This window comes from Nocardioides albus, assembly GCF_014648255.1.
Taxonomy (GTDB): domain Bacteria; phylum Actinomycetota; class Actinomycetes; order Propionibacteriales; family Nocardioidaceae; genus Nocardioides; species Nocardioides albus.
Genome location: NZ_BMQT01000001.1, coordinates 505,168 through 522,868 on the forward strand (window position 1 = coordinate 505,168; position 17,701 = coordinate 522,868).

General features: G+C 68.2%; 19 protein-coding genes. 6 read left to right on the top strand and 13 right to left on the bottom strand.

Annotated features, from left to right (window positions below):
- The first annotated feature begins 7 nt into the window (after positions 1-7).
- On the top strand, positions 8-454 hold the full coding sequence (locus IEY84_RS02260; protein ID WP_183541833.1) for a TY-Chap domain-containing protein: 447 nt from the start codon (positions 8-10) through the stop codon (positions 452-454).
- Here IEY84_RS02260 and IEY84_RS02265 read toward each other — a convergent pair.
- The 8 genes from IEY84_RS02265 to IEY84_RS02300 all read right to left on the bottom strand — a co-directional run bounded on the left by IEY84_RS02265 (position 438) and on the right by IEY84_RS02300 (position 7,158).
- Positions 438-1,103: a hypothetical protein gene (locus tag IEY84_RS02265; RefSeq protein ID WP_183541834.1), complete on the bottom strand. Its 666-nt coding sequence runs from the start codon at positions 1,101-1,103 to the stop codon at positions 438-440. The genes IEY84_RS02260 and IEY84_RS02265 overlap by 17 nt on opposite strands.
- A 3-nt stretch (positions 1,104-1,106) precedes the next feature.
- The gene (locus IEY84_RS02270) at positions 1,107-1,550 is read right to left on the bottom strand and encodes a hypothetical protein (protein ID WP_183541835.1); all 444 of its coding nucleotides are present in this window, start codon (positions 1,548-1,550) and stop codon (positions 1,107-1,109) included.
- A complete protein-coding gene (locus IEY84_RS02275; protein ID WP_183541836.1) occupies positions 1,547-1,981 on the bottom strand; it encodes a hypothetical protein in 435 nt (144 codons plus the stop codon). Before IEY84_RS02275 ends, IEY84_RS02270 begins: the two co-directional genes overlap by 4 nt.
- A gap of 2 nt (positions 1,982-1,983) precedes the next feature.
- Positions 1,984-2,343 carry a hypothetical protein gene (locus IEY84_RS02280; RefSeq protein ID WP_183541837.1) on the bottom strand — a complete coding sequence of 120 codons (360 nt, stop codon included), beginning with the start codon at positions 2,341-2,343 and terminating at the stop codon, positions 1,984-1,986.
- A gap of 7 nt (positions 2,344-2,350) precedes the next feature.
- Entirely contained in the window at positions 2,351-3,553 is a 1,203-nt protein-coding gene (locus IEY84_RS02285) for a glycine zipper domain-containing protein (RefSeq protein WP_183541838.1), read from the bottom strand.
- On the bottom strand, positions 3,553-3,852 hold the full coding sequence (locus IEY84_RS02290; protein ID WP_183541840.1) for a hypothetical protein: 300 nt from the start codon (positions 3,850-3,852) through the stop codon (positions 3,553-3,555). The genes IEY84_RS02285 and IEY84_RS02290 overlap by 1 nt, the downstream gene beginning before the upstream one ends.
- Before the next feature lie 53 nt (positions 3,853-3,905).
- The gene (locus tag IEY84_RS02295) at positions 3,906-5,927 is read right to left on the bottom strand and encodes an MDR family MFS transporter (RefSeq protein ID WP_183541842.1); all 2,022 of its coding nucleotides are present in this window, start codon (positions 5,925-5,927) and stop codon (positions 3,906-3,908) included.
- Between the two features lie 73 nt (positions 5,928-6,000).
- Positions 6,001-7,158, bottom strand: a complete 1,158-nt coding sequence (locus IEY84_RS02300) for a hypothetical protein (protein WP_183541844.1) — start codon at positions 7,156-7,158, stop codon at positions 6,001-6,003.
- A 203-nt stretch (positions 7,159-7,361) separates the two neighbouring features.
- Here IEY84_RS02300 and IEY84_RS02305 point away from each other — a divergent pair, with 203 nt between their 5' ends.
- Positions 7,362-8,363, top strand: coding sequence for a type IV toxin-antitoxin system AbiEi family antitoxin domain-containing protein (locus tag IEY84_RS02305; protein ID WP_183541846.1), 1,002 nt, complete (start codon positions 7,362-7,364; stop codon positions 8,361-8,363).
- An 80-nt stretch (positions 8,364-8,443) separates the two neighbouring features.
- On the opposite strand, the gene IEY84_RS02310 is transcribed toward IEY84_RS02305, so the two are convergent.
- Positions 8,444-8,797 (bottom strand): nuclear transport factor 2 family protein, encoded by a 354-nt coding sequence (locus IEY84_RS02310; protein ID WP_221208437.1) that lies wholly within the window; start codon positions 8,795-8,797, stop codon positions 8,444-8,446.
- 153 nt (positions 8,798-8,950) lie between these two features.
- Between IEY84_RS02310 and IEY84_RS02315 the strand changes: the two genes are divergently transcribed.
- Positions 8,951-9,088, top strand: a complete 138-nt coding sequence (locus IEY84_RS02315; protein ID WP_183541848.1) for a hypothetical protein — start codon at positions 8,951-8,953, stop codon at positions 9,086-9,088.
- A 16-nt stretch (positions 9,089-9,104) separates the two neighbouring features.
- Here IEY84_RS02315 and IEY84_RS02320 read toward each other — a convergent pair whose 3' ends face one another.
- The 3 genes from IEY84_RS02320 to nrdR all read right to left on the bottom strand — a co-directional run bounded on the left by IEY84_RS02320 (position 9,105) and on the right by nrdR (position 13,176).
- Positions 9,105-9,470, bottom strand: coding sequence for an HIT domain-containing protein (locus IEY84_RS02320; protein ID WP_183541850.1), 366 nt, complete (start codon positions 9,468-9,470; stop codon positions 9,105-9,107).
- An 85-nt stretch (positions 9,471-9,555) separates the two neighbouring features.
- Complete coding sequence (locus tag IEY84_RS02325) at positions 9,556-12,498, bottom strand: vitamin B12-dependent ribonucleotide reductase (RefSeq protein WP_183541852.1); 2,943 nt, start codon at positions 12,496-12,498, stop codon at positions 9,556-9,558.
- 177 nt (positions 12,499-12,675) lie between these two features.
- Positions 12,676-13,176: a transcriptional regulator NrdR gene (gene nrdR, locus IEY84_RS02330; protein ID WP_183541854.1), complete on the bottom strand. Its 501-nt coding sequence runs from the start codon at positions 13,174-13,176 to the stop codon at positions 12,676-12,678.
- Positions 13,177-13,574: 398 nt separating this feature from the next.
- Between nrdR and IEY84_RS02335 the strand changes: the two genes are divergently transcribed.
- On the top strand, positions 13,575-14,468 hold the full coding sequence (locus IEY84_RS02335) for a hypothetical protein (protein ID WP_183541856.1): 894 nt from the start codon (positions 13,575-13,577) through the stop codon (positions 14,466-14,468).
- Between the two features lie 111 nt (positions 14,469-14,579).
- On the opposite strand, the gene IEY84_RS02340 is transcribed toward IEY84_RS02335, so the two are convergent.
- A complete protein-coding gene (locus IEY84_RS02340; protein WP_183541857.1) occupies positions 14,580-14,957 on the bottom strand; it encodes a LysM peptidoglycan-binding domain-containing protein in 378 nt (125 codons plus the stop codon).
- Between the two features lie 180 nt (positions 14,958-15,137).
- Here IEY84_RS02340 and lexA point away from each other — a divergent pair, with 180 nt between their 5' ends.
- Both lexA and IEY84_RS02350 read left to right on the top strand, forming a co-directional pair.
- Positions 15,138-15,920: a transcriptional repressor LexA gene (gene lexA / locus IEY84_RS02345; RefSeq protein ID WP_221208438.1), complete on the top strand. Its 783-nt coding sequence runs from the start codon at positions 15,138-15,140 to the stop codon at positions 15,918-15,920.
- A gap of 206 nt (positions 15,921-16,126) precedes the next feature.
- Positions 16,127-17,695, top strand: coding sequence for an MXAN_6640 family putative metalloprotease (locus IEY84_RS02350; protein ID WP_183541859.1), 1,569 nt, complete (start codon positions 16,127-16,129; stop codon positions 17,693-17,695).
- Positions 17,696-17,701: the final 6 nt, after the last annotated feature.

Sequence of the window (17,701 nt, forward strand, 5' to 3'; positions counted from 1 at the left end):
TGGACCGGTGGACGCAACGCAGTGGCAGGAACGGATCACCTCTGAGCTCGCCGGCCTCCGGCAGCAGGAGTTCGTGATCATCAGCGAGCCCGAGCCCTCGGCCCCGGAGCCGACCGGATTCCTGGCCCGGCTCAGGTCGAAGGCATCCCGGTCAGCTGCGCCGTCACGCTGGGGACAGGTGCTGTGCGTGGATGACGTGCTCTACGCCGAGTTCGCCGGTACGCAGCACATCGGCGGCACCTGGGAGGCCTCCGCCGACCAGCACCAGGCGGTTCGCGCGGCCGGCTGGCTGACGCCCGACGAGACCGACCCGATCGCGCCGGCTCCGGCGGCGCCGCACTACTGGCGCACGGTCCCCCGGGCCGAAGCGTCGCTCGTCGCCGGGCTCCTCGTCGACGCCTTCCGCATTCTCGGAGCCGACTTCGCGACCCTCACCCTCAAGAGGGATCAGTAGCCAACGGCTCGGTCGCGCTGCAGAACAGATGCTGCGCATCGTGACCGGCGTTGCCGTGCGCGAAGGTGAGACCCCCGTCGGTTTCTTCGACCTTCGGCGCGGACGGGATCGGCGAGGCGACCACGCCGACGCAGAAGCGTACGGCCACCAGCTCCTGAGGCAGCGTGATCTTCCCGTGCCCGAGATCGTCCCCGAAGGGTTGGTTGCGGGTCGCCGGGAGGTCGGTGCCGGTCTCGACCGTCAACGTCTCCCCCGGAGCCAACAGGTGACCGCCACCCGTGGGCGCGACTGCCAGCTCGACGCCTGGCGGCCAGGGGAACGCTCGATGAGAGAGCACCAGGACGGGGCCGTCCTCACTGCTCTCGGCGGTGACGTACGGGGCGGTCGACAGCTTCGTCCCTGCCCCCGACGAGACCAGCGTCCGGTCTGCGACGAAGACCTCGGTCGCCTCGTTGTTGGTGACCGTGTAGGTCACCGCGACCGTCGTCGGGTCGGCCTCGATGTCGGCCGAGAAGTCGACGTCGGGTGTGGCTGCCGGCGAGCTCGGGTCGGGCGGCTCGCCACCGTCCTCGAATCCCGGCACAGCCGACCCGCAGCCGCTCAGCGCGACGAGGAGTGCCGCGACCGTCGAGCACCGGCGCCATCTCATCGTTCAGTAGGCGCCGAGCTGTTGGCAGAGCAGGCGGTAGAAGGCGGTGTTGGTCATCGGGGTGAGCTTGTCGCCCAGGGCGAGATGGACCCCATCGGAGCCGTTGACACCGGCGAGCTGCCACGAGCCGACCGTGATCGACCAGGCGGTGCGGGCGCTGACCTCGTACAGGGCCGCGTCTCGGACGGCCTGGTCCTCGCCCAGCAGCTCGGCCATCCGGGCAGTCGGGAAAGGACGCACTGACCCGGCCGCGCCCTTGACCGGACGGATCTTCAGGGTGCGGACCAGGCTCGGGACGAGGTGACCGCGCGGGAGGTCGAGGGGCTGCGTACGGGTGCCGTCGACGCCCAGCTCGAGGTGGATGCCTTCGGGGCCGACCGTGGCGCGGTGCTCGAGCCGCCCGCCGGGACCGGCCAGGATCCAGGCGACCTCCGCCGCGGCGCTCATGCCGGGCTCCAGGTCGCAGCGGTGGCGTCGATCTGGGCGGCCCAGGTGGCGTAGGCACTGGTCGGAACCGTCGCGGTGAGGGTGTGGCCGACCCCGTCGATGGCCACGAACCACTGCTCCATGGTCAGCGCGGTCTCGCCCGGCCCGTCGTACATCGCCAACCGCCGCCCCGCCTCCTGACCCGCGATCGTGAGTCGCTCGAGGTCGATCGGCGTGTAGCCCGGCATCATCTCGGCGAACGCCATCTCCGAGCCGACCTGCCAGTCGCGAAACCCCAGGTCACCGTTGGTCTGCGCGGTCACCGTGATGTTGGCGCGGAAGGTGCCGTCGACCGGCGCGAGCGCCAGGAAGCGTACGCCCTCGGGTGGCTCGACGCTCTCCCAGCCGTCCGGGAGGGTCATGGTCGTCTGGTCGTCGGAGCTTTCGGGCACGGTCACTTCTTTCCCGCGGTGCGCTTCTTCTTCGGCTGCGACTCGCGATACCACTTCGGCTTGATGAACGGCGGGGTCGGCAGGATGACCAGCAGCGGGTAGACGAGGCAGGTGAGCAGGAAGAGCCCACCGATGATCGTCCACGCCGCGGTCTGCTCCGGCACCAACCCGAACGCCGTCGAGCCGGTGATGGCCAGCGCGGAGATGCAGGGCAGATGGATGAGGACGACGTCCTCGCCCACTCCGCCCCGGTTCCACGAGCTCGCCCAGGAGCGGGCGCCGGCCGAGAGCCCGAGATGCTGCCAGATGCTGACCCCGGCGCCGATGGCACCGGCGGCCAGGATGAGTACGGCCCAGATCATTGCGGTCCTAGTCCCAGAAGGTGATGGCGTCGCCGACATCGGAGGCTACCTCGCCGGCGCCCTCCGCGAAGTCGCTGACCCCGTCGACGACGGCCTCACCGAGCTCACCGGCCTCGTCGACCACGAAGTCGGCCGCCTTGCCTGCCAGCCCGGAGCCGATCGCACCGCCGACCAGACCGCCGACGACACCGCCGATGACCGTTCCCGGTCCGGGGAAGATGCTGCCGATGGCGGCTCCGGCCTGGGCACCGGCCCAGGCGCCACCCGCGGCGCCTGCGGTCGTGATCGCCGAGGTGCTCACGGTGCGGCTCACGCGCTCGGTCGTCGACAGCGACGGGTCGTCGGCGTCCTTCTGCCACTGCTCCCACGCCGAGGTGCCGGCCGTGACCACCCAGCCGGCGCGGGTCGCCCACTTGCCCGCGGTCAGCCACTTGCCGCGTACCTCTGCCTTGTAGGCCTTCGCGTGCCAGTTCTTGTCGCTGAGCACCTTCGCGGCACGCTCGAGCTTGGTCAGACTCGCCGGGCTGGCGAAGTTTCCGTTGACGCGCGGCTGGAAAACGCCGTAGCGGCTCTTCACCATCCAGTCGATGCCGGCGCCGGCGCCGAGGCCGGCCAGGCCCAGAGCGTACGCACCGATCTGCATGCCGTCAGAGAAGTCCTTCGGCAGCAGACCCAGGTCCTCGAGGCGGTCCTCGATCCAGCCGTCACCGGTCGACTTCGAGATCGCCTTGCCGAGGTCCTCGTGGGCGTTGTCCTCGTCCTTGCGAGCCGTCTCGACCCGGCTGACCAGCGCGTTCCACTTCTCGACCTTGGTGTTGTGAGCCTTGACGTCGCCCTCGGACGCGCTCTCGCCCGGGTCGGTCGGCGGGGAGATCATGGTGCCGCTGACCGTCAGCCCGGCGCCGCTGGCCTCGGCGCGGATCGTGGACATCTTGGTCTCGACCGCCTTGAGGTCACCCGAGAACGTGGAGAGGCCCTTGCCCATGGCCTCGATGCGCGACTCGAGCTGACGTAGGTCGCTCTTGCGCTTCTCCGCCTTCGTCTCGAAGGCGGCACCGGCCTGGCCCTTCCACGAGCCGGCGGTCTTGATCGCCTTGCCCAGGTCGTCGAGCGCATCGCCGACCGCATCCTTGGCGGTCGTGCACGCGTCCGCCGCGGTCTGCGCCGCCGCCGCGTCGCCGTAGACCTTGGTGTCCATCGCCTCAGGCATCAGCTGCCCCTCACCTTCTGCTCCTGACGCCGGCCCGCCTCGCCGGCCGCCTCGTCGCTGGTGGTCGCGTGGTCGAGAGCATTCTGTACGCCGTCGCTGAGCGAACCGAGGCCCTCGGACATGCCACCGACGGCCGCCGCCAGCGACGCCAGCGCGGTCGCGACCTCGGAGGACGACTCGCCGACGTCCGGCGTCTTCTGCAGCGGCTCGGCCTGCTTGAAGAGGTCGCCGCCGGCGGTGTTGAGCGTGTTCTTGATGGACCTGAGATCGTCGGGATCGACGTGCATGTCTTCGGTCATGTCTTCGTCCTACCCCGTTTCGCCGATTTCAAACACGACAAGGGTAAAAGCCTCTATGGGCGGGGCATCAAGGCGGTCCCGGCGTTCTGCAGATCCTGCTCGTCGTCGACGATCCTGCGGGAGAGGGCGGCGAGCGCCGCGTCGAGCTTGGCGTCGTCGGCGCCCCAGTCGGAGAGCTCGGCGGCGAGCCATGCCTTGAAGGCGGCGACCAGCTCGTCCAGCTCCGCCCGGCCGGCCTCCGTCAACGCGTACGCCGTCTCGTCACCGGCGAGGTAGCCCTGCGCGGCGGCAGCGGCGAACGCCGGCGCCAGCACCTCACCGGGCATCCCGAGGCGATGGCCGATCGCCACCAGCGAGGTGTCAGCCCCGACCCGCTCACGGATCCCGACCTGACGTACGCACCATGCGGTCGCCGCGCCGAGGTCGACCGCCGACTCCCGCAGCATCGTGAAGGTCTCCGGCGGCTGACGGCGGACCAGCTGGGCGACGGCGACGGCGAGCCGCGTCGCACTGTCGGACGAGCTGGGCATCGCGAAACCGTCGCCCGCGTCGGTCGCGGCGGCCCGCGAGGTGCCGCGCAGCGGCACCTCCTTGAGGAAGAGCGCGAGCAGGAACGCCAGCCCGGCGACCGGCACCGCGGCAAGGAAGACCAGATGCAGCGTCTCCGCGTAGGCGTCGATGATCGGAGCGCTCTGGGCGTCGGTCAACGCATGGAGCGCGGCGGGCGTCGCGACCGCGTCGGCGGAGACCCCTGCCGAGGCGATCGCAGCCGGCAGCCGATCGGCGAGCTCGTTGGCGTAGACGGTGCCCATGATCGAGGCTCCGAACGAGCTTCCCATCGTCCGGAAGAAGGTGACCCCGGAGGTGGCCACACCCAGGTCCTCGTAGGCCGCGGTGTTCTGCACGATGATCGTGAGGATCTGCATGCTCAGGCCGACACCCATGCCCATGATCAGCAGGTAGACCGACATCATCAAGGTGCTGGTGTCGGCGTCCATGGTCGAGAGCAGATAGAGCCCCAAGGCCATGATCAGCGCCCCGGCGACCGGGAAGATCTTGTAGCGCCCCGTCCGGCCCACGATCGACCCCGCGAGCGTCGAGGTCACCAGCAGGCCGATGACCATCGGCAGAGTGCGGATTCCCGACGACGTCGCGGAGACGCCGTGGACATACTGCATATACGTCGGCAGGTAGGTCATCGCGCCGAGCATCGCGAAGCCGACGATGAACGAGAGCAGGACGCTCACCGTGAACACCCGGTCCCGGAACAGTCGCAGCGGCAGGATCGGCGACACCGCCCGCGACTCGACCCACACGAAGATCGCGAAGGCGACGGCGGAGCCGACGAACAGGCCGATGATGGTCGCCGACCCCCAGGCGTACTCCGTCCCGCCCCAGCTGACCGCCAGCGTCAACATCGAGGCGCCGAGACCGACGAAGAGGATGCCGAGGTAGTCGATCGACGGGCGCTTCCCGCGGGCGATCTGCGGCAGCGTGAGGCTGGCGATCGCGATCACCGCGATCCCGAGCGGCAGGTTGATGTAGAACGCCCAGCGCCAGGAGAGGTGGTCGGTGAAGAGCCCGCCGAGGAGCGGGCCGAGGACGGTGGTGGCGCCGAAGACGGCACCGAGCGCGCCCTGATACTTCCCGCGCTCACGCAGCGGGATGATGTCGCCGATCAGCGCCGTCGCGGTCACCATCAGTCCGCCGGCGCCGATGCCCTGGACAGCTCGCGCACCGATCAGCCAGGCCATGTCCGTCGCGAAGCCGCACGCCGCCGAGGCCAGGATGAAGAGCCCGGCGGAGACCTGCAGCAGCAGCTTGCGGCCGAAGAGATCGCCGAACTTTCCGGCGAGCACGGTCGCCACGGTCTCGGCCAGCAGGTAGGAGGAGACCACCCATGACAGGTGGCCGGCGCCTCCGACATCGGCCACGATCGTCGGCAGAGCGGTCGACACGATCGTCTGGTCGAGCGCCGCGAGCAGCATGCCGAGGAGCACGGTGCCGAAGATCAGGTTGATCCGGCGACGGCTCAGCTGAGGCTCGGTGTCCGATGCGGCCTGCTGTGCAGCCATGGCGACCCCCACGTCTCGACTGCAATCAAACTAAGCCAAACCTCGGGGTCGAGTGCGGGATTCTTGCGGAATGTCAGGCGGCCTCCTCGTGATGGTCGGTCAGCTCGCGGATGAGGCTCGCGGCTGGTTCGTGGACGAAGTCGATGAACCCGCCGAGCGCGGCAAGGCCTTCCACCGGCACACCCCCACGCAGCGCCTTGATCGTCGCCGGCCGCACCAGCCACGCGGCCAGGCACGCTGGATAGTCGGCGGCGTGGTCGAACAGCTCATCGAGCTCGTCATGCTCCTCGTCTGGGTTTCGGAACGCGTGCAGGCCCGCATCCATGGCGAGATTGGCCAGCCCGTAGGGAATGTCGGTGAGCAGGCCGTAGTCGCGCAGACCACGGTGCGTCCAGATCTCCCCCGGGTCATGCTCGGGCCGCTCGCTCGCATCCCGCAGCGCGTCGATCCACCGTTCGGGCTCGTCCGCGACGGCGTACGCCACCTCCTCAGGCACCCGCAGCGGGGCCGTCTCGAACATCCGGCCGCCGTCGATCGGCACGCTCCGGCCGATCACGCACTCGCCGTCATCGACGAGGAGTCCTGCGCCGATGTTGATCGTCGACAACTGCTCTCCGGTCGCCGGATCCTCCCAGAGCAGCTGCCGCGGCTCGCGCGCCAGCAGACGTACGCCGCGCATCGGCGCCCGCGCCCACTCCCAGATCCGGTCGGCGCCGGCGATGAGGTCGCCAGACGCGTCGTGGCGCAGAAACGCCTCGAGCCCGCCGAGGTCGTAGAGGAACGTCTGGCGGTAGACCCAGTCGCGATCCAAGATCTGGATCCGGTCTTCCTCGCGGTCGCGGCCGGGATGGGGTCCGCCACGGACGTCCAGAGCGAGGTTGATCGCCTTCGCCATCCGCCACTTGTTGCGCGAATGGGTCCCCTGCAGCGCTTGGGCGAGGAGCCACCGCGAGTGGGCCCATCGGGGGATGAGCGCCCCGAGCAGCCACATCTGCTCGAGCCGCTCGAGTCGCGACGGATGCCAGAACTGCTCCTTGTCGAGCTGGTCGGTGGTCCGCCGAACGATCTCCAGGGCCGCCTTCACATCACCTCGAGCCTCGGCGTCGTTCACCGCGAACATCGCCGGCCAGTAGGGACTGTCGACCACCTTCTCGGCGAACGACCGCCGCCGAGGGTCCCCGAATCTGTTGCGCGGCCGGGGCGCCTTCTCGCGCTTCTTTCGTTTGGGCATGGGACCAGCAGATCTCCGATCCGCATGTCTCCGCCACCCTCTTCGACGGACCTGTGGATAACTCGATCCCCAACTCGCCTGTGGACAGTAATTGGCCTACTGACCAGCGCCTACACGATCCTCACAAGACTGTCGGTGGCCGCACCTATCGTCTCGAGAGACAGCATCGGGAAACCGGAGACGGGCGTTCGAAAGGCAGGACGATGGACACCGACATCGATGCCGAGCGCACCGCTCGCGATCTCGCAGCGCGGCGAATGTGGGCTGCCCGTGAGCTGGAGCTGCAGGACGGCGTCGCCAGCCGGGCCCAGCTCACCTGGGGTGGATACAGCCCGAACGGCATCCGTCGCGCGATCAGGCGCCGCGAGCTGCAACCTGTCCACCGTGGCGTCTATGTCACCCACACCGGCCCCCTCACCTGGCGCCAGCGCGCCTGGGCAGCGGTCCTCTACGCCGGGCCGGCGGCGCTGTGCGGACCATCCGTTCTCGAGCCGAAGCTCACCGACGAGTCCCATGGCCCCATCCACGTAGCCATCGACCACACCCGCCGCCTCGACCCACCACCCGGCATCGTCGTCCACCGAGTCGTCGGTCTCTCCCGCCAGATGTTCGCCGGCGCACGCCCACCCCGCCTCAAGCTCGAGGACAACGCCCTCCTCCGAGCCCGGGGCGCAACCTCCGAGATGGAGGTCATCGGCCTCCTGGCCGACACCATCGGCCGCCGCGGCGTGACCACCAATGCCGTACGCACCGCCCTCAAGCGCCACCCGCGACTCTCCCGCCGCGCTTTCGTCATCGATCTCCTCGCCGACATCGACGCCGGCGCCTGCTCGGTCCTCGAGCACGCCTACCTCATCCGCGTCGAACGCGCCCACGGCCTGCCGCCTGGCACCCGCCAGAGCCCACGTCAGACGCCGAACGGCCGAGAGTTCCGTGACGTCGAGTACGAGGCGTACGGCCTCGTCGTCGAGCTGGACGGCCGACTCAACCATGAGTCCTGGAAAGCTCAGGGCCGTGACGCCGACCGCGACCTCGACGACCTGGCCCGAGGCGGTCGTGCCACAGCGAGGCTCCGCTGGCCCCAGGTCTACGACACCGCCTGCCGCACCGCCGCCAGAGTCAGCCAGATACTCAAGAACCGAGGCTGGACAGGCACTCCGCTCCCCTGTGGCAAAGGCTGTGACCTGGCGACCTGGGAGTTCTGAGGCGGTGTCTTGAGCTTGTCGAAGGGTCACCCAGTGACACCGAGACTCCAACGTCGTCGGTTTGTTTCTCCCGCACCTGGTCAGAACGCGGGTGTTCCTTGGTGGTGGACCAGGCGCCAACCTTCGGGACGTCGCTGCCAGAGAGAGGTTCGCTGGACCCGGCGATCGCCTCTGACCGACTGCCACCGCAGGATCACCACGTCCTCCGTGATCGCGCGCCCGATGAGTCCGTGGACCTCGATGTCGGGAGTCTCGTCATCCTCGGCCAAGAGCATCCCCAGAATCGACTGGAGGTCCCACACCCGCCCCGAGGCCCCGATCTCCTCGAAGTCTGGCGCCAGCAGTCCGACGAGTCGTTCCTGGTCCGCGCGAACCGCCGCAGTCTGCAGCTCGCGCTCGAGCGCCATCACCTCGGCCAGATCCTCGTCTCTCACACGCCGCAGGGTATTCGAGGACGATCTGGGAGTCCTGACGCCACCCACCGCGACTCCCGCGTCGACGGCATCACGATCACCGGACCATCTACCACCGAGGCGAGAAGGAGGCAGGCCCTCGATGCGTGCGTCCCAGGCCTCGGCTCCTCGACGATGAACGACCTCGCCCCCGACCTGGTCGGCACAGGCGACTCCGTGCTCCTCCGCTTCGTCCTGGACGAGTCCGGCTGGAACCGCGACAACTACGTCCGCATACCCTCCGGACCTGGGAGTCCTGGCGTCACCCAGTGACACCAGAAGTCCCACGTCACGGTGCGACGACGCGGTTCCCACTGTGGATGTGGACGTGGAGGTGTTTGGAGTCTTGGTACGCACCCAGGTTGGTGAGGACTGCGGCGGCACCGTGCGTCGACTCCACCTCGCGCGCCACCGCCTGCACCAGCTCGAGCAGGGCACGGACATCCGCCTCGTCAGCAGCCGTCGCGGCGGTCAACGACGGGATGTGCCGCTTGGGAACGACGACGATGTGAACAGCCCAGAACGGCCGGGTGTGGTGGAACGCCAGCACCCGATCGTCCTCGTGAACCACCTCGAGCCGGTCGGGGTGCGGGATCGCGACGTCGCAGTAGAAGTCGTCCCCGCGATACCCGGCCCCAGCGCTCGATGGATCCACCCGCGCAACCCTAGGACCCCACACATGAGTCCGGTCCCGCACCCAGAAACTCGGGTGCGGGACCGGACTCACTCAGACTTCAGGCTCAGCTGCAACCAGACGTCGAGCCGCAGCCCTCGCAGACGTAGCAGGAGCCGGCGGGGCGCATCTTGGTGCCGCAGGTGAAGCAGAGCGGGCTGTCGATGGCCATGCCGCTGATCGACTCGAGCAGCTCGGCGGTGGTGTGCGCGGTCTTGGCCTCGCCCTTGGGCGCCTCCTCCGCAGCCACCTCCTCCTTGATGTCGGCGTCGACGACCTCGGACTTCGCCTCCGGGGCGGCCTTGCGCTCCTGAGCCGGCTTCTGGACGAGCTCGGCGGCGGTGGTGCCGCCGTTGGCGAGCTGCTCGTACGAGCCGGTCTCGAGGTAGCGCTGACGCTCGTCGGCCGAGTAGATGCCGAGCGCCGAGCGGTCCTCGAAGGACATGTAGTCCAGCGCCAGCCGGCGGAAGACGTAGTCCATGAGCGACTGCGCCATGCGTACGTCCGGGTCGTCGGTCAGACCGGCGGGCTCGAACTTCAGGTTGGTGAACTTGGAGACGTAGGTCTCCAGGGGAACGCCGTACTGGAGGCCGACGGAGACCGCGATGGAGAACGCGTCCATGACACCGGCCAGGGTCGAACCCTGCTTGCCGAGCTTGAGGAAGACCTCACCGAGCTCGCCGTCGGCGTGGGCACCGGAGGTCATGTAGCCCTCGGCGCCACCGACCGTGAAGGAGGTGGTGCGCGAGACGCGCGACTTCGGCAGGCGCTTGCGGGTCGGCGCGTAGACGATCTTCTCGATGATCTTCTCGACGACCTCGGGCTCGACCTCGGCCTCAGCAGCCACGGCAGCAGCGGCGGCAGCGGTGGAGAGACCCTGGTCCTTCTTCGCACCCTCCGACTTGCCGTCGGCCAGCGGCTGGCCGACCTTGCAGTTGTCGCGGTAGATCGCGGTGGCCTTCAGGCCCAGCTTCCACGACTCCATGTAGACCTGCTCGATCTCCTCGACCGTCGCGGTCTCGGGCAGGTTGACCGTCTTGGAGATCGCACCGGAGAGGAACGGCTGCGTCGCGGCCATCATGCGTACGTGGCCCATCGGCTTCAGCGCGCGCTTGCCCATCGCGGTGTCGAAGACCTCGTAGTGCTCCTGGCGCAGGCCCGGCGCGTCGATGACGTGGCCGTTCTCGGCGATGTAGTCGACGATCGCCTCGATCTGCTCGGGCTGGTAGCCCATCTTCTTCAGCGCCCGCGGGATCACCTGGTTGACGATCTGCATCGAGCCGCCACCGACGAGCTTCTTGAACTTGACCAGCGAGAAGTCGGGCTCGATGCCGGTGGTGTCGCAGTCCATCATGAAGCCGATGGTGCCGGTCGGCGCGAGCAGCGAGGCCTGGGCGTTGCGGAAGCCGTTGACCCGGCCGATCTCGATGACGTCGGCCCACACCTTGGTCGCCGCGTCGATGATGTTGCGGTCGACCGGGTTGATCGAGCGGACCGCGTCGTTGGCGGCCTGGTGCTTGCGCATGACCCGCAGGTGGGCCTCGGCGTTGCGGGCGTAACCGGCGTACGGACCGACGACACCGGCCAGCTCGGCCGAGCGCTTGTAGCCGGCGCCGGTCATCAGCGAGGTGATGGCGGCAGCCATGGTGCGGCCACCCTCGGAGTCGTAGCCGAGACCCATCGCCATCAGCAGCGCGCCGAGGTTGGCGTACCCGATGCCGAGCTGGCGGTAGTCGCGGGTGGTCTGGCCGATCGCCTCGGTCGGGAAGTCGGCGAAGCAGATGGAGATGTCCATCGCGGTGAAGACGACCTCGCAGGCCTGCTCGAAGCGCACGGCGTCGAAGGTGTCGTCGTCCTTGAGGAACTTCAGCAGGTTCAGCGACGCCAGGTTGCAGGAGGAGTTGTCCAGCGACATGTACTCCGAGCACGGGTTGGAGCCGGTGATTCGGCCCGTCTCCGGGTTGGTGTGCCAGTCGTTGATGGTGTCGTCGTACTGCAGGCCCGGGTCGGCACACTCCCACGCGGCGACCGAGATCTTGCGGAACAGCTCGCGGGCGTCGACCTCCTCGATGACCTCACCGGTGGTGCGCGCGCGGAGGCCGAACTTCTTGCCCTCCTCGACGGCACGCATGAACTCGTCGGAGACGCGCACGGAGTTGTTGGCGTTCTGGTACTGCACGGACGAGATGTCCTTGCCGCCCAGGTCCATGTCGAAGCCGGCGTCGCGCAGCGCGCGGATCTTGTCCTCCTCGCGCGCCTTGGTCTCGACGAACTCCTCGATGTCGGGGTGGTCGACGTCGAGCACGACCATCTTCGCCGCGCGGCGGGTGGCGCCACCGGACTTGATGGTGCCCGCGGACGCGTCGGCGCCACGCATGAAGGAGACCGGGCCGGAGGCGGTGCCGCCGGAGGACTTCAGCAGCTCCTTGGAGGAGCGGATGCGGGAGAGGTTGAGACCGGCACCGGAGCCGCCCTTGAAGATCAGGCCCTCCTCCTTGTACCAGTTCAGGATCGAGTCCATGGAGTCGTCGACCGAGAGGATGAAGCAGGCCGAGACCTGCTGGGGGGACTCGGTGCCGACGTTGAACCAGACCGGCGAGTTGAACGCGAAGTGCTGGTTGACCAGCAGCCAGGTGAGCTCGCGACCGAAGAGATCGGCGTCGGCGTCGGAGGCGAAGTAGCCGTTCTCCTTGCCGGAGGCGACGTAGGTGTTCACGACCCGGTCGATCAGCTGCTTCAGGCTCTGCTCACGCTTCTCGGTGCCGAGCGCACCGCGGAAGTACTTGGTCGTCACGATCGTCGAGGCGTTGATCGACCAGAAGTCGGGGAACTCCACACCGGTCTGCTCGAAGACGGTCGCGCCGGTCTTCCAGTTCTTCTGGACGACATCGCGTCGCTCCCAGGTGATCTCGTCGTACGGGTGGACGCCCTCGGTGCTGAAGATCCGCTCGATCTTCAGCCCGGCGCCCGCCTTCGCCGATGCCTGTGCCTCTGCTGCTGTGTCTGTCATTCCGTTCCCCCTGTTGTCATCGATCGCTGTGCCGTGCTGCTGGTCGGTGCTGATGGTGGAGTCTCCTGTTGCGCCCGTTCGGGCTTCGTACTTCTTGTTCTGAGTCGTGCTGGCTCTGCCGTTTTGAGGCCCGGACAGGTCGCTTCCCCACGGCCTGCCCGGGCCGGTCTGTGTGATCTAGTCGGTGCCTACCGGCGCCTCGACCGGATGCTCTGCCTCGAAGTTCTTGACTTCCCGTTCCGTACGCAGCATCTGGATCTCCCGCTCGAAGTCGTCCGCCGACCCGAAGGCCCGGTAGACGCTGGCGAAGCGCAGATACGCCACCTCGTCGAGCTCGCGCAGCGGCGCGAGGATCGCCAACCCCACCTCGTGGCTGGGAACCTCGGCCAACCCCTGGCTGCGCAGCGCCTGCTCCACCTCTTGGCCGAGGCAGGCGAGCTGGTCCTCGGTGACCGGGCGGCCCTTGCACGCCTTGCGTACGCCGTGCACCGCCTTGTCGCGACTGAACGGCTCCGCTGCGCCGGAGCGCTTGGCCACCATCAGCTGCATCTGCTCGACGGTCGTGAACCGCTTCCCGCACTCCTGGCACACCCGGCGGCGCCGGATCTGGCCACCCTCCTCGGCCACACGGGAGTCGAGCACCTTGGTGTCGCTGTGTCGGCAGAACGGACAGTGCACGGTCGAGCCCCTCTCATGAAGCCTGTGGATCCAGGCCGTCTCAACGGCGGCCCGAGCCTGTGGAACCTGTGGATACGAGCGTGGACCCCTGTGGAACAACACCCTCATGGCTGTGAGTCATCCACCCGTTCATGTGAACTAGATGTGGATAACTACAGCCGTGTAACTACTAGATGTAGTGGTAACCGTACGCCCGCCCCTCAGTCGATGCAAGCGAGCGTCGGGTTTCCCGCCTGCACGGCGTGTCGCCGAGCCAAACACCGAAAGATTCCGGTTCAACGGCACCGGGCTGGACTCCATGCGTAAGAATGACCCCCGTGACAAACATTTCCGGAGGAAATCGCGTCGGGTCGCGGAGAGGCACGCGCCCTAGAAGCGGTCCCCGGCCACCTTTCATCTTGCCTGCGATCGCGACACTGGCATTCCTGATCATCTGGGGAGTGCTGGTGTGGGTCGCCGTCGGTTTCGGGGCCGACGCACGGGGAGGCGATTCCGGCGCCTGGGTGAAGCTCGCCATCGCGGCGGTCGTCGCAGTCGCCTGTCTCTTCTTGACCTTCACCTTCGCCGGAAAGGCCTGGCGGGCCTTCACCGGCTCCTCCACCCCGCCGCCCACCGACGACTACGCCGGAAACCACTCCAACGCCTACGTCGAGGAGCAGGACTACCCCAACCAGGCCTACTCCGAGCAGGCCTATTCGGACCAGGACTACTACGGCACCGGCTCCTACGGCTACGAGGACACCGGCTCCTACGCCCGACACAGCACCGATACCGGGAGCCAGCCGCCCTACGGCGGCACCGGGAGTCGCTCGGCCTACACCGACGCGGGCTCCCAGTCGCCGTACGGCTATCCCGGAGACGACCAGGGATACGGCAACACCGGCAGCCGGGCTGCCTACGGCGCATCGGCCTACCAGCCGCCGACCAGTCCCCCGCCGACCCCGCAGCCCTACTACTCCAGCCCCACCACGCCGACCTCGACACCGGCCTCGACACCACAGAGCATCCCGAGGTACGGAGCGCAGGGATACACGACCGACAGCTATCCGACCCAGCAGGCCGGAACGCCGCAGTACCAGTCGGGCTCCTACCCTGCCCCGATCAGCCAGGGCCAGACCGGCTCCAGGGCTCGTCTGACCCCGGACCCGGGCGCGACGCAGGCGATGCCGACTCAGCGGCAGCCGCAGGAGCCGCCCGCCCAACCGGACGAGGAGTGGCCACCGCGCCACAGCATCCGCAACAAGCAGTGGCCGCCGGCCGAGCCGGACGGCCCCTACCGCGGACGCCACTGACCCGGAGACAGCGAGAGTGCTGCAGACGCTTCCCATCGTCTGCAGCACTCTCACTTCTTCCCGGTGGCCGGCCGCCAGGGTGAGGGAGCAGCCGGACATCTGTGGAGCGCCCTACGGCGCAGTCGGGACGATCAGGGTCTGCCCGGAAAGGAGCATCGAGGACTCGAGGCCATTGAGCTCCTTGATCGCCTGCTCCATCTCCCGAATCGAAGCATCGGTGCCGACGACGGCCTTCGCCGAGATGTCCCAGAGGGTGTCGCCATCGCCGACGACCATCGTGTGGGCGGAGGAACCGGAGCTTTTTTCGGCACCGTTCTCCGCCGCGAACGCCACCCGCGCCCCGATCAGCGCGATTCCGAAGAGGACGACGAGCGCGAACGCGAACACGACGACCCGTCCCCGCCGGGTGAGCCGCACGGTCGAACGGCGCTCCTCCCGCACAGGACGGGGCGGCTCGGCTACGGGCAGCACATAGACGGTTGCACTCATCAAGGCCTCCAGATCATGAGTCTCTCGATCACGTGTTCGATCGAGCACATGTTCGAAGTTAGATCACGTGTTCGAACAACGCAAGTAACGCGCCCAAGATTTTTCGACCGCCGACACGCGATGCAGAAGAGATCGAACAGATGTTTGAAGTCGTGGTGCCAGAGGGACTAATGTGATGACATGACCACGCAGAAGACAGGCACCGGATCAGGCGGTTCGAAGAAGAGCCGCGTCCGCGAGCTGCCCGACGGGCCGCCGGACGCGACCGGGCTCACGCCGCGTCAGCAGCGCATCCTCGCTCACCTGCGCGACAGCATCGAGCAGCGCGGCTACCCGCCCAGCATGCGCGAGATCGGCGCCGCGGTCGGGCTGACCAGCACCAGCAGCGTCGCCCACCAGCTCCGCGCGCTCGAGCAGCGTGGTCTGATCCGCAAGGACCCGAAGCGACCCCGCGCCCTCGAGGTCTTCCTCCCGGAGGTGATGGCCCACCGCAAGGCCATGTCCGGCGAGCCCGAGGAGACCAGCACAGCCGAGTCGACGATCGCCGCCGAGGCCGCCGTCAACCCCAACCCCGACGCCGCCATGGTCCCGCTGGTCGGTCGGATCGCGGCCGGTGGCCCGATCCTGGCCGAGGAGACCTCGAGCCAGCAGAGCGTCGAGGACGTCTTCCCGCTGCCCAAGCAGCTGGTCGGCAACGGCGACCTCTTCCTGCTCTCGGTTTCCGGTGACTCGATGGTCGACGCCGCCATCTGCGACGGCGACTTCGTGGTCGTCCGCCAGCAGCCGACCGCGGAGAACGGCGAGATCGTGGCCGCGCTGATCGACGGCGAGGCGACGGTCAAGACGCTCTCCCGCAAGGACGGCAAGGTGTGGCTGCTGCCGCACAACGCTGCGTACGAGCCGATCGACGGCACCCACGCGACGATCCTCGGCAAGGTGACAGCGGTTCTCCGTAGCCTCTGAGGCCTGACTACTGCGTGAAGTCCAGCCGCCGACCCACGACGGGTCGGCGGCTGCGTCGTTTTCACGCAGAGCGGGGCGTACGCCACCGCAACCGGGAGCAACCGCCTCCATCACGTCTCGCGGCCCGTTCAGGCGTTTCACCGGTGTAGGGTCGGCCCCCTGCGCTTAGACTGCCCTGGTCTGCCTTCCCGAACGTCTGGTATCTCATGCGAAACATTGCCCGCCGGATCACCCGCAAACAACGCTCCCTCGTCCTGATCGCAGGCATGGTCGTAGCGACGTTCGCCGCCACCATGCCCGCAACCGGGTCGACCCCTGCGTCGGTGAGGACCGGCGGTGAGGTCAGCGCCGAGGAGCAGGCGACCGCGCAGCCGGTGACGGAGGAGGCGGCTGAAGAGGCGCTCGCCACCGCCAAGAAGATCAAGCGCAACCAGTCGGTGCGCGGCACTCGACAGGTCGTGCCCGGGCGGCACGTCGCCGGCCGGCCTGACGCGACGATCGCGCTGGCCGACCTGTGGAACGCCAAGGAAGCCCTGGACGGCTCCAACGAGACGGCCGCGCGCGAGCTGCTCGCCCGCCCCCGCGCCGCCACCCAGACCTGCAGCACCGCGGTCTGCGTCCACTACACCCCGGGCAAGGGCGGCGACAGGGCCTCCGTGGCGTACGCGACCCAGGTCCGCGACGTCGTCACCAAGGTTCACAACATCTACGTGAAGGCCGGCTACCGCAAGCCCGCAGCCGACAAGGCGGTCACCCCGGGCAAGGTCGACATCTACCTGGAGAACCTCTACGACGAGGGCTACTACGGCTACTGCGCGCCCGAGACGAAGGTCTCCAAGACCGCCGCGACCGCTTACTGCGTCCTGGACAACGACTACGCCACCAGCGAGTACGGCTCGTTCAACACACCGACCGAGAACCTTCGGGTGACGGCTGCCCACGAGTACTTCCACGCGGTCCAGTTCGCCTACGACGCCGGCGAGGACCGCTGGATGATGGAGTCCACCGCGACCTGGGTCGAGGACGAGGTCTACGACAGCATCAACGACAACCGGCAGTATCTGGGCTACGGCCAGCTCGAGGACCAGCGCAAGCCGCTGGACAACTCCTACGCCTCCAACCTCGGCATCTACGGCAACTGGATCTTCTTCCGCTACCTCTCCGAGCGTTTCACCCGGGAGCGCGGCGACCTGCCGGCGGTGGTCCTCGACGTCTGGAACCGCGCCCCGTCGACCTACTCCACCCTCGCCATCCGCCGGGCGCTCGCGGCCCGAGGCACCACCCTGAAGACTCAGTACGCCCGCTTCGCCGCCGCCAACCTGGCTCCCTCGAAGAACTACAGCGAGGGCGGCGCCTACTACGCGCCGGTCTACGACGGCCGCACCGCGCTGCCCGCCAAGCGGCAGACGGTCGACGGCAAGTTCACCCTCAAGCACCTCACCTACGCCTCCCAGCGCCTGGTCCCGAAGAAGGTCGGCAAGGGCTGGAAGCTGCGGATCAAGGTCGACGTGGCTCGCCCCAGCGCCAACGCCGCCGTCATCAGCATCTTCCGCACCGACGGCACCCGCGGCGTCTACCACCTCAAGCCCAACAGCAAGGGCATCGCCACCAAGACCATCGAGGGCTTCTCCTCCAAGCGGATCCGCAAGGTCGAGGTCACCTTCGCCAACGCGAGCAGCAACTTCAAGTGCGGCCAGGGCACCGCCTTCTCCTGCCGCGGTGTCGCCTCGCCCGACAAGGCCACCCACCGCTGGTGGGCGAAGACCTACCGCTGACGCACG

Coding starts and splice junctions, on each gene's coding strand:
- IEY84_RS02270 (WP_183541835.1), bottom strand. CDS start 1,550: ATGAGCGCCGCGGCGGAGGTCGCCTGGATCCTGGCCGGTCCCGGCGGG.
- IEY84_RS02265 (WP_183541834.1), bottom strand. CDS start 1,103: ATGAGATGGCGCCGGTGCTCGACGGTCGCGGCACTCCTCGTCGCGCTG.
- IEY84_RS02340 (WP_183541857.1), bottom strand. CDS start 14,957: ATGAGTGCAACCGTCTATGTGCTGCCCGTAGCCGAGCCGCCCCGTCCT.
- IEY84_RS02315 (WP_183541848.1), top strand. CDS start 8,951: ATGAACGACCTCGCCCCCGACCTGGTCGGCACAGGCGACTCCGTGCTC.
- lexA (WP_221208438.1), top strand. CDS start 15,138: ATGACCACGCAGAAGACAGGCACCGGATCAGGCGGTTCGAAGAAGAGC.
- IEY84_RS02280 (WP_183541837.1), bottom strand. CDS start 2,343: ATGATCTGGGCCGTACTCATCCTGGCCGCCGGTGCCATCGGCGCCGGG.
- IEY84_RS02290 (WP_183541840.1), bottom strand. CDS start 3,852: ATGACCGAAGACATGCACGTCGATCCCGACGATCTCAGGTCCATCAAG.
- IEY84_RS02325 (WP_183541852.1), bottom strand. CDS start 12,498: ATGACAGACACAGCAGCAGAGGCACAGGCATCGGCGAAGGCGGGCGCC.
- IEY84_RS02305 (WP_183541846.1), top strand. CDS start 7,362: ATGGACACCGACATCGATGCCGAGCGCACCGCTCGCGATCTCGCAGCG.
- IEY84_RS02300 (WP_183541844.1), bottom strand. CDS start 7,158: ATGCCCAAACGAAAGAAGCGCGAGAAGGCGCCCCGGCCGCGCAACAGA.
- IEY84_RS02350 (WP_183541859.1), top strand. CDS start 16,127: ATGCGAAACATTGCCCGCCGGATCACCCGCAAACAACGCTCCCTCGTC.
- IEY84_RS02295 (WP_183541842.1), bottom strand. CDS start 5,927: ATGGCTGCACAGCAGGCCGCATCGGACACCGAGCCTCAGCTGAGCCGT.
- IEY84_RS02285 (WP_183541838.1), bottom strand. CDS start 3,553: ATGCCTGAGGCGATGGACACCAAGGTCTACGGCGACGCGGCGGCGGCG.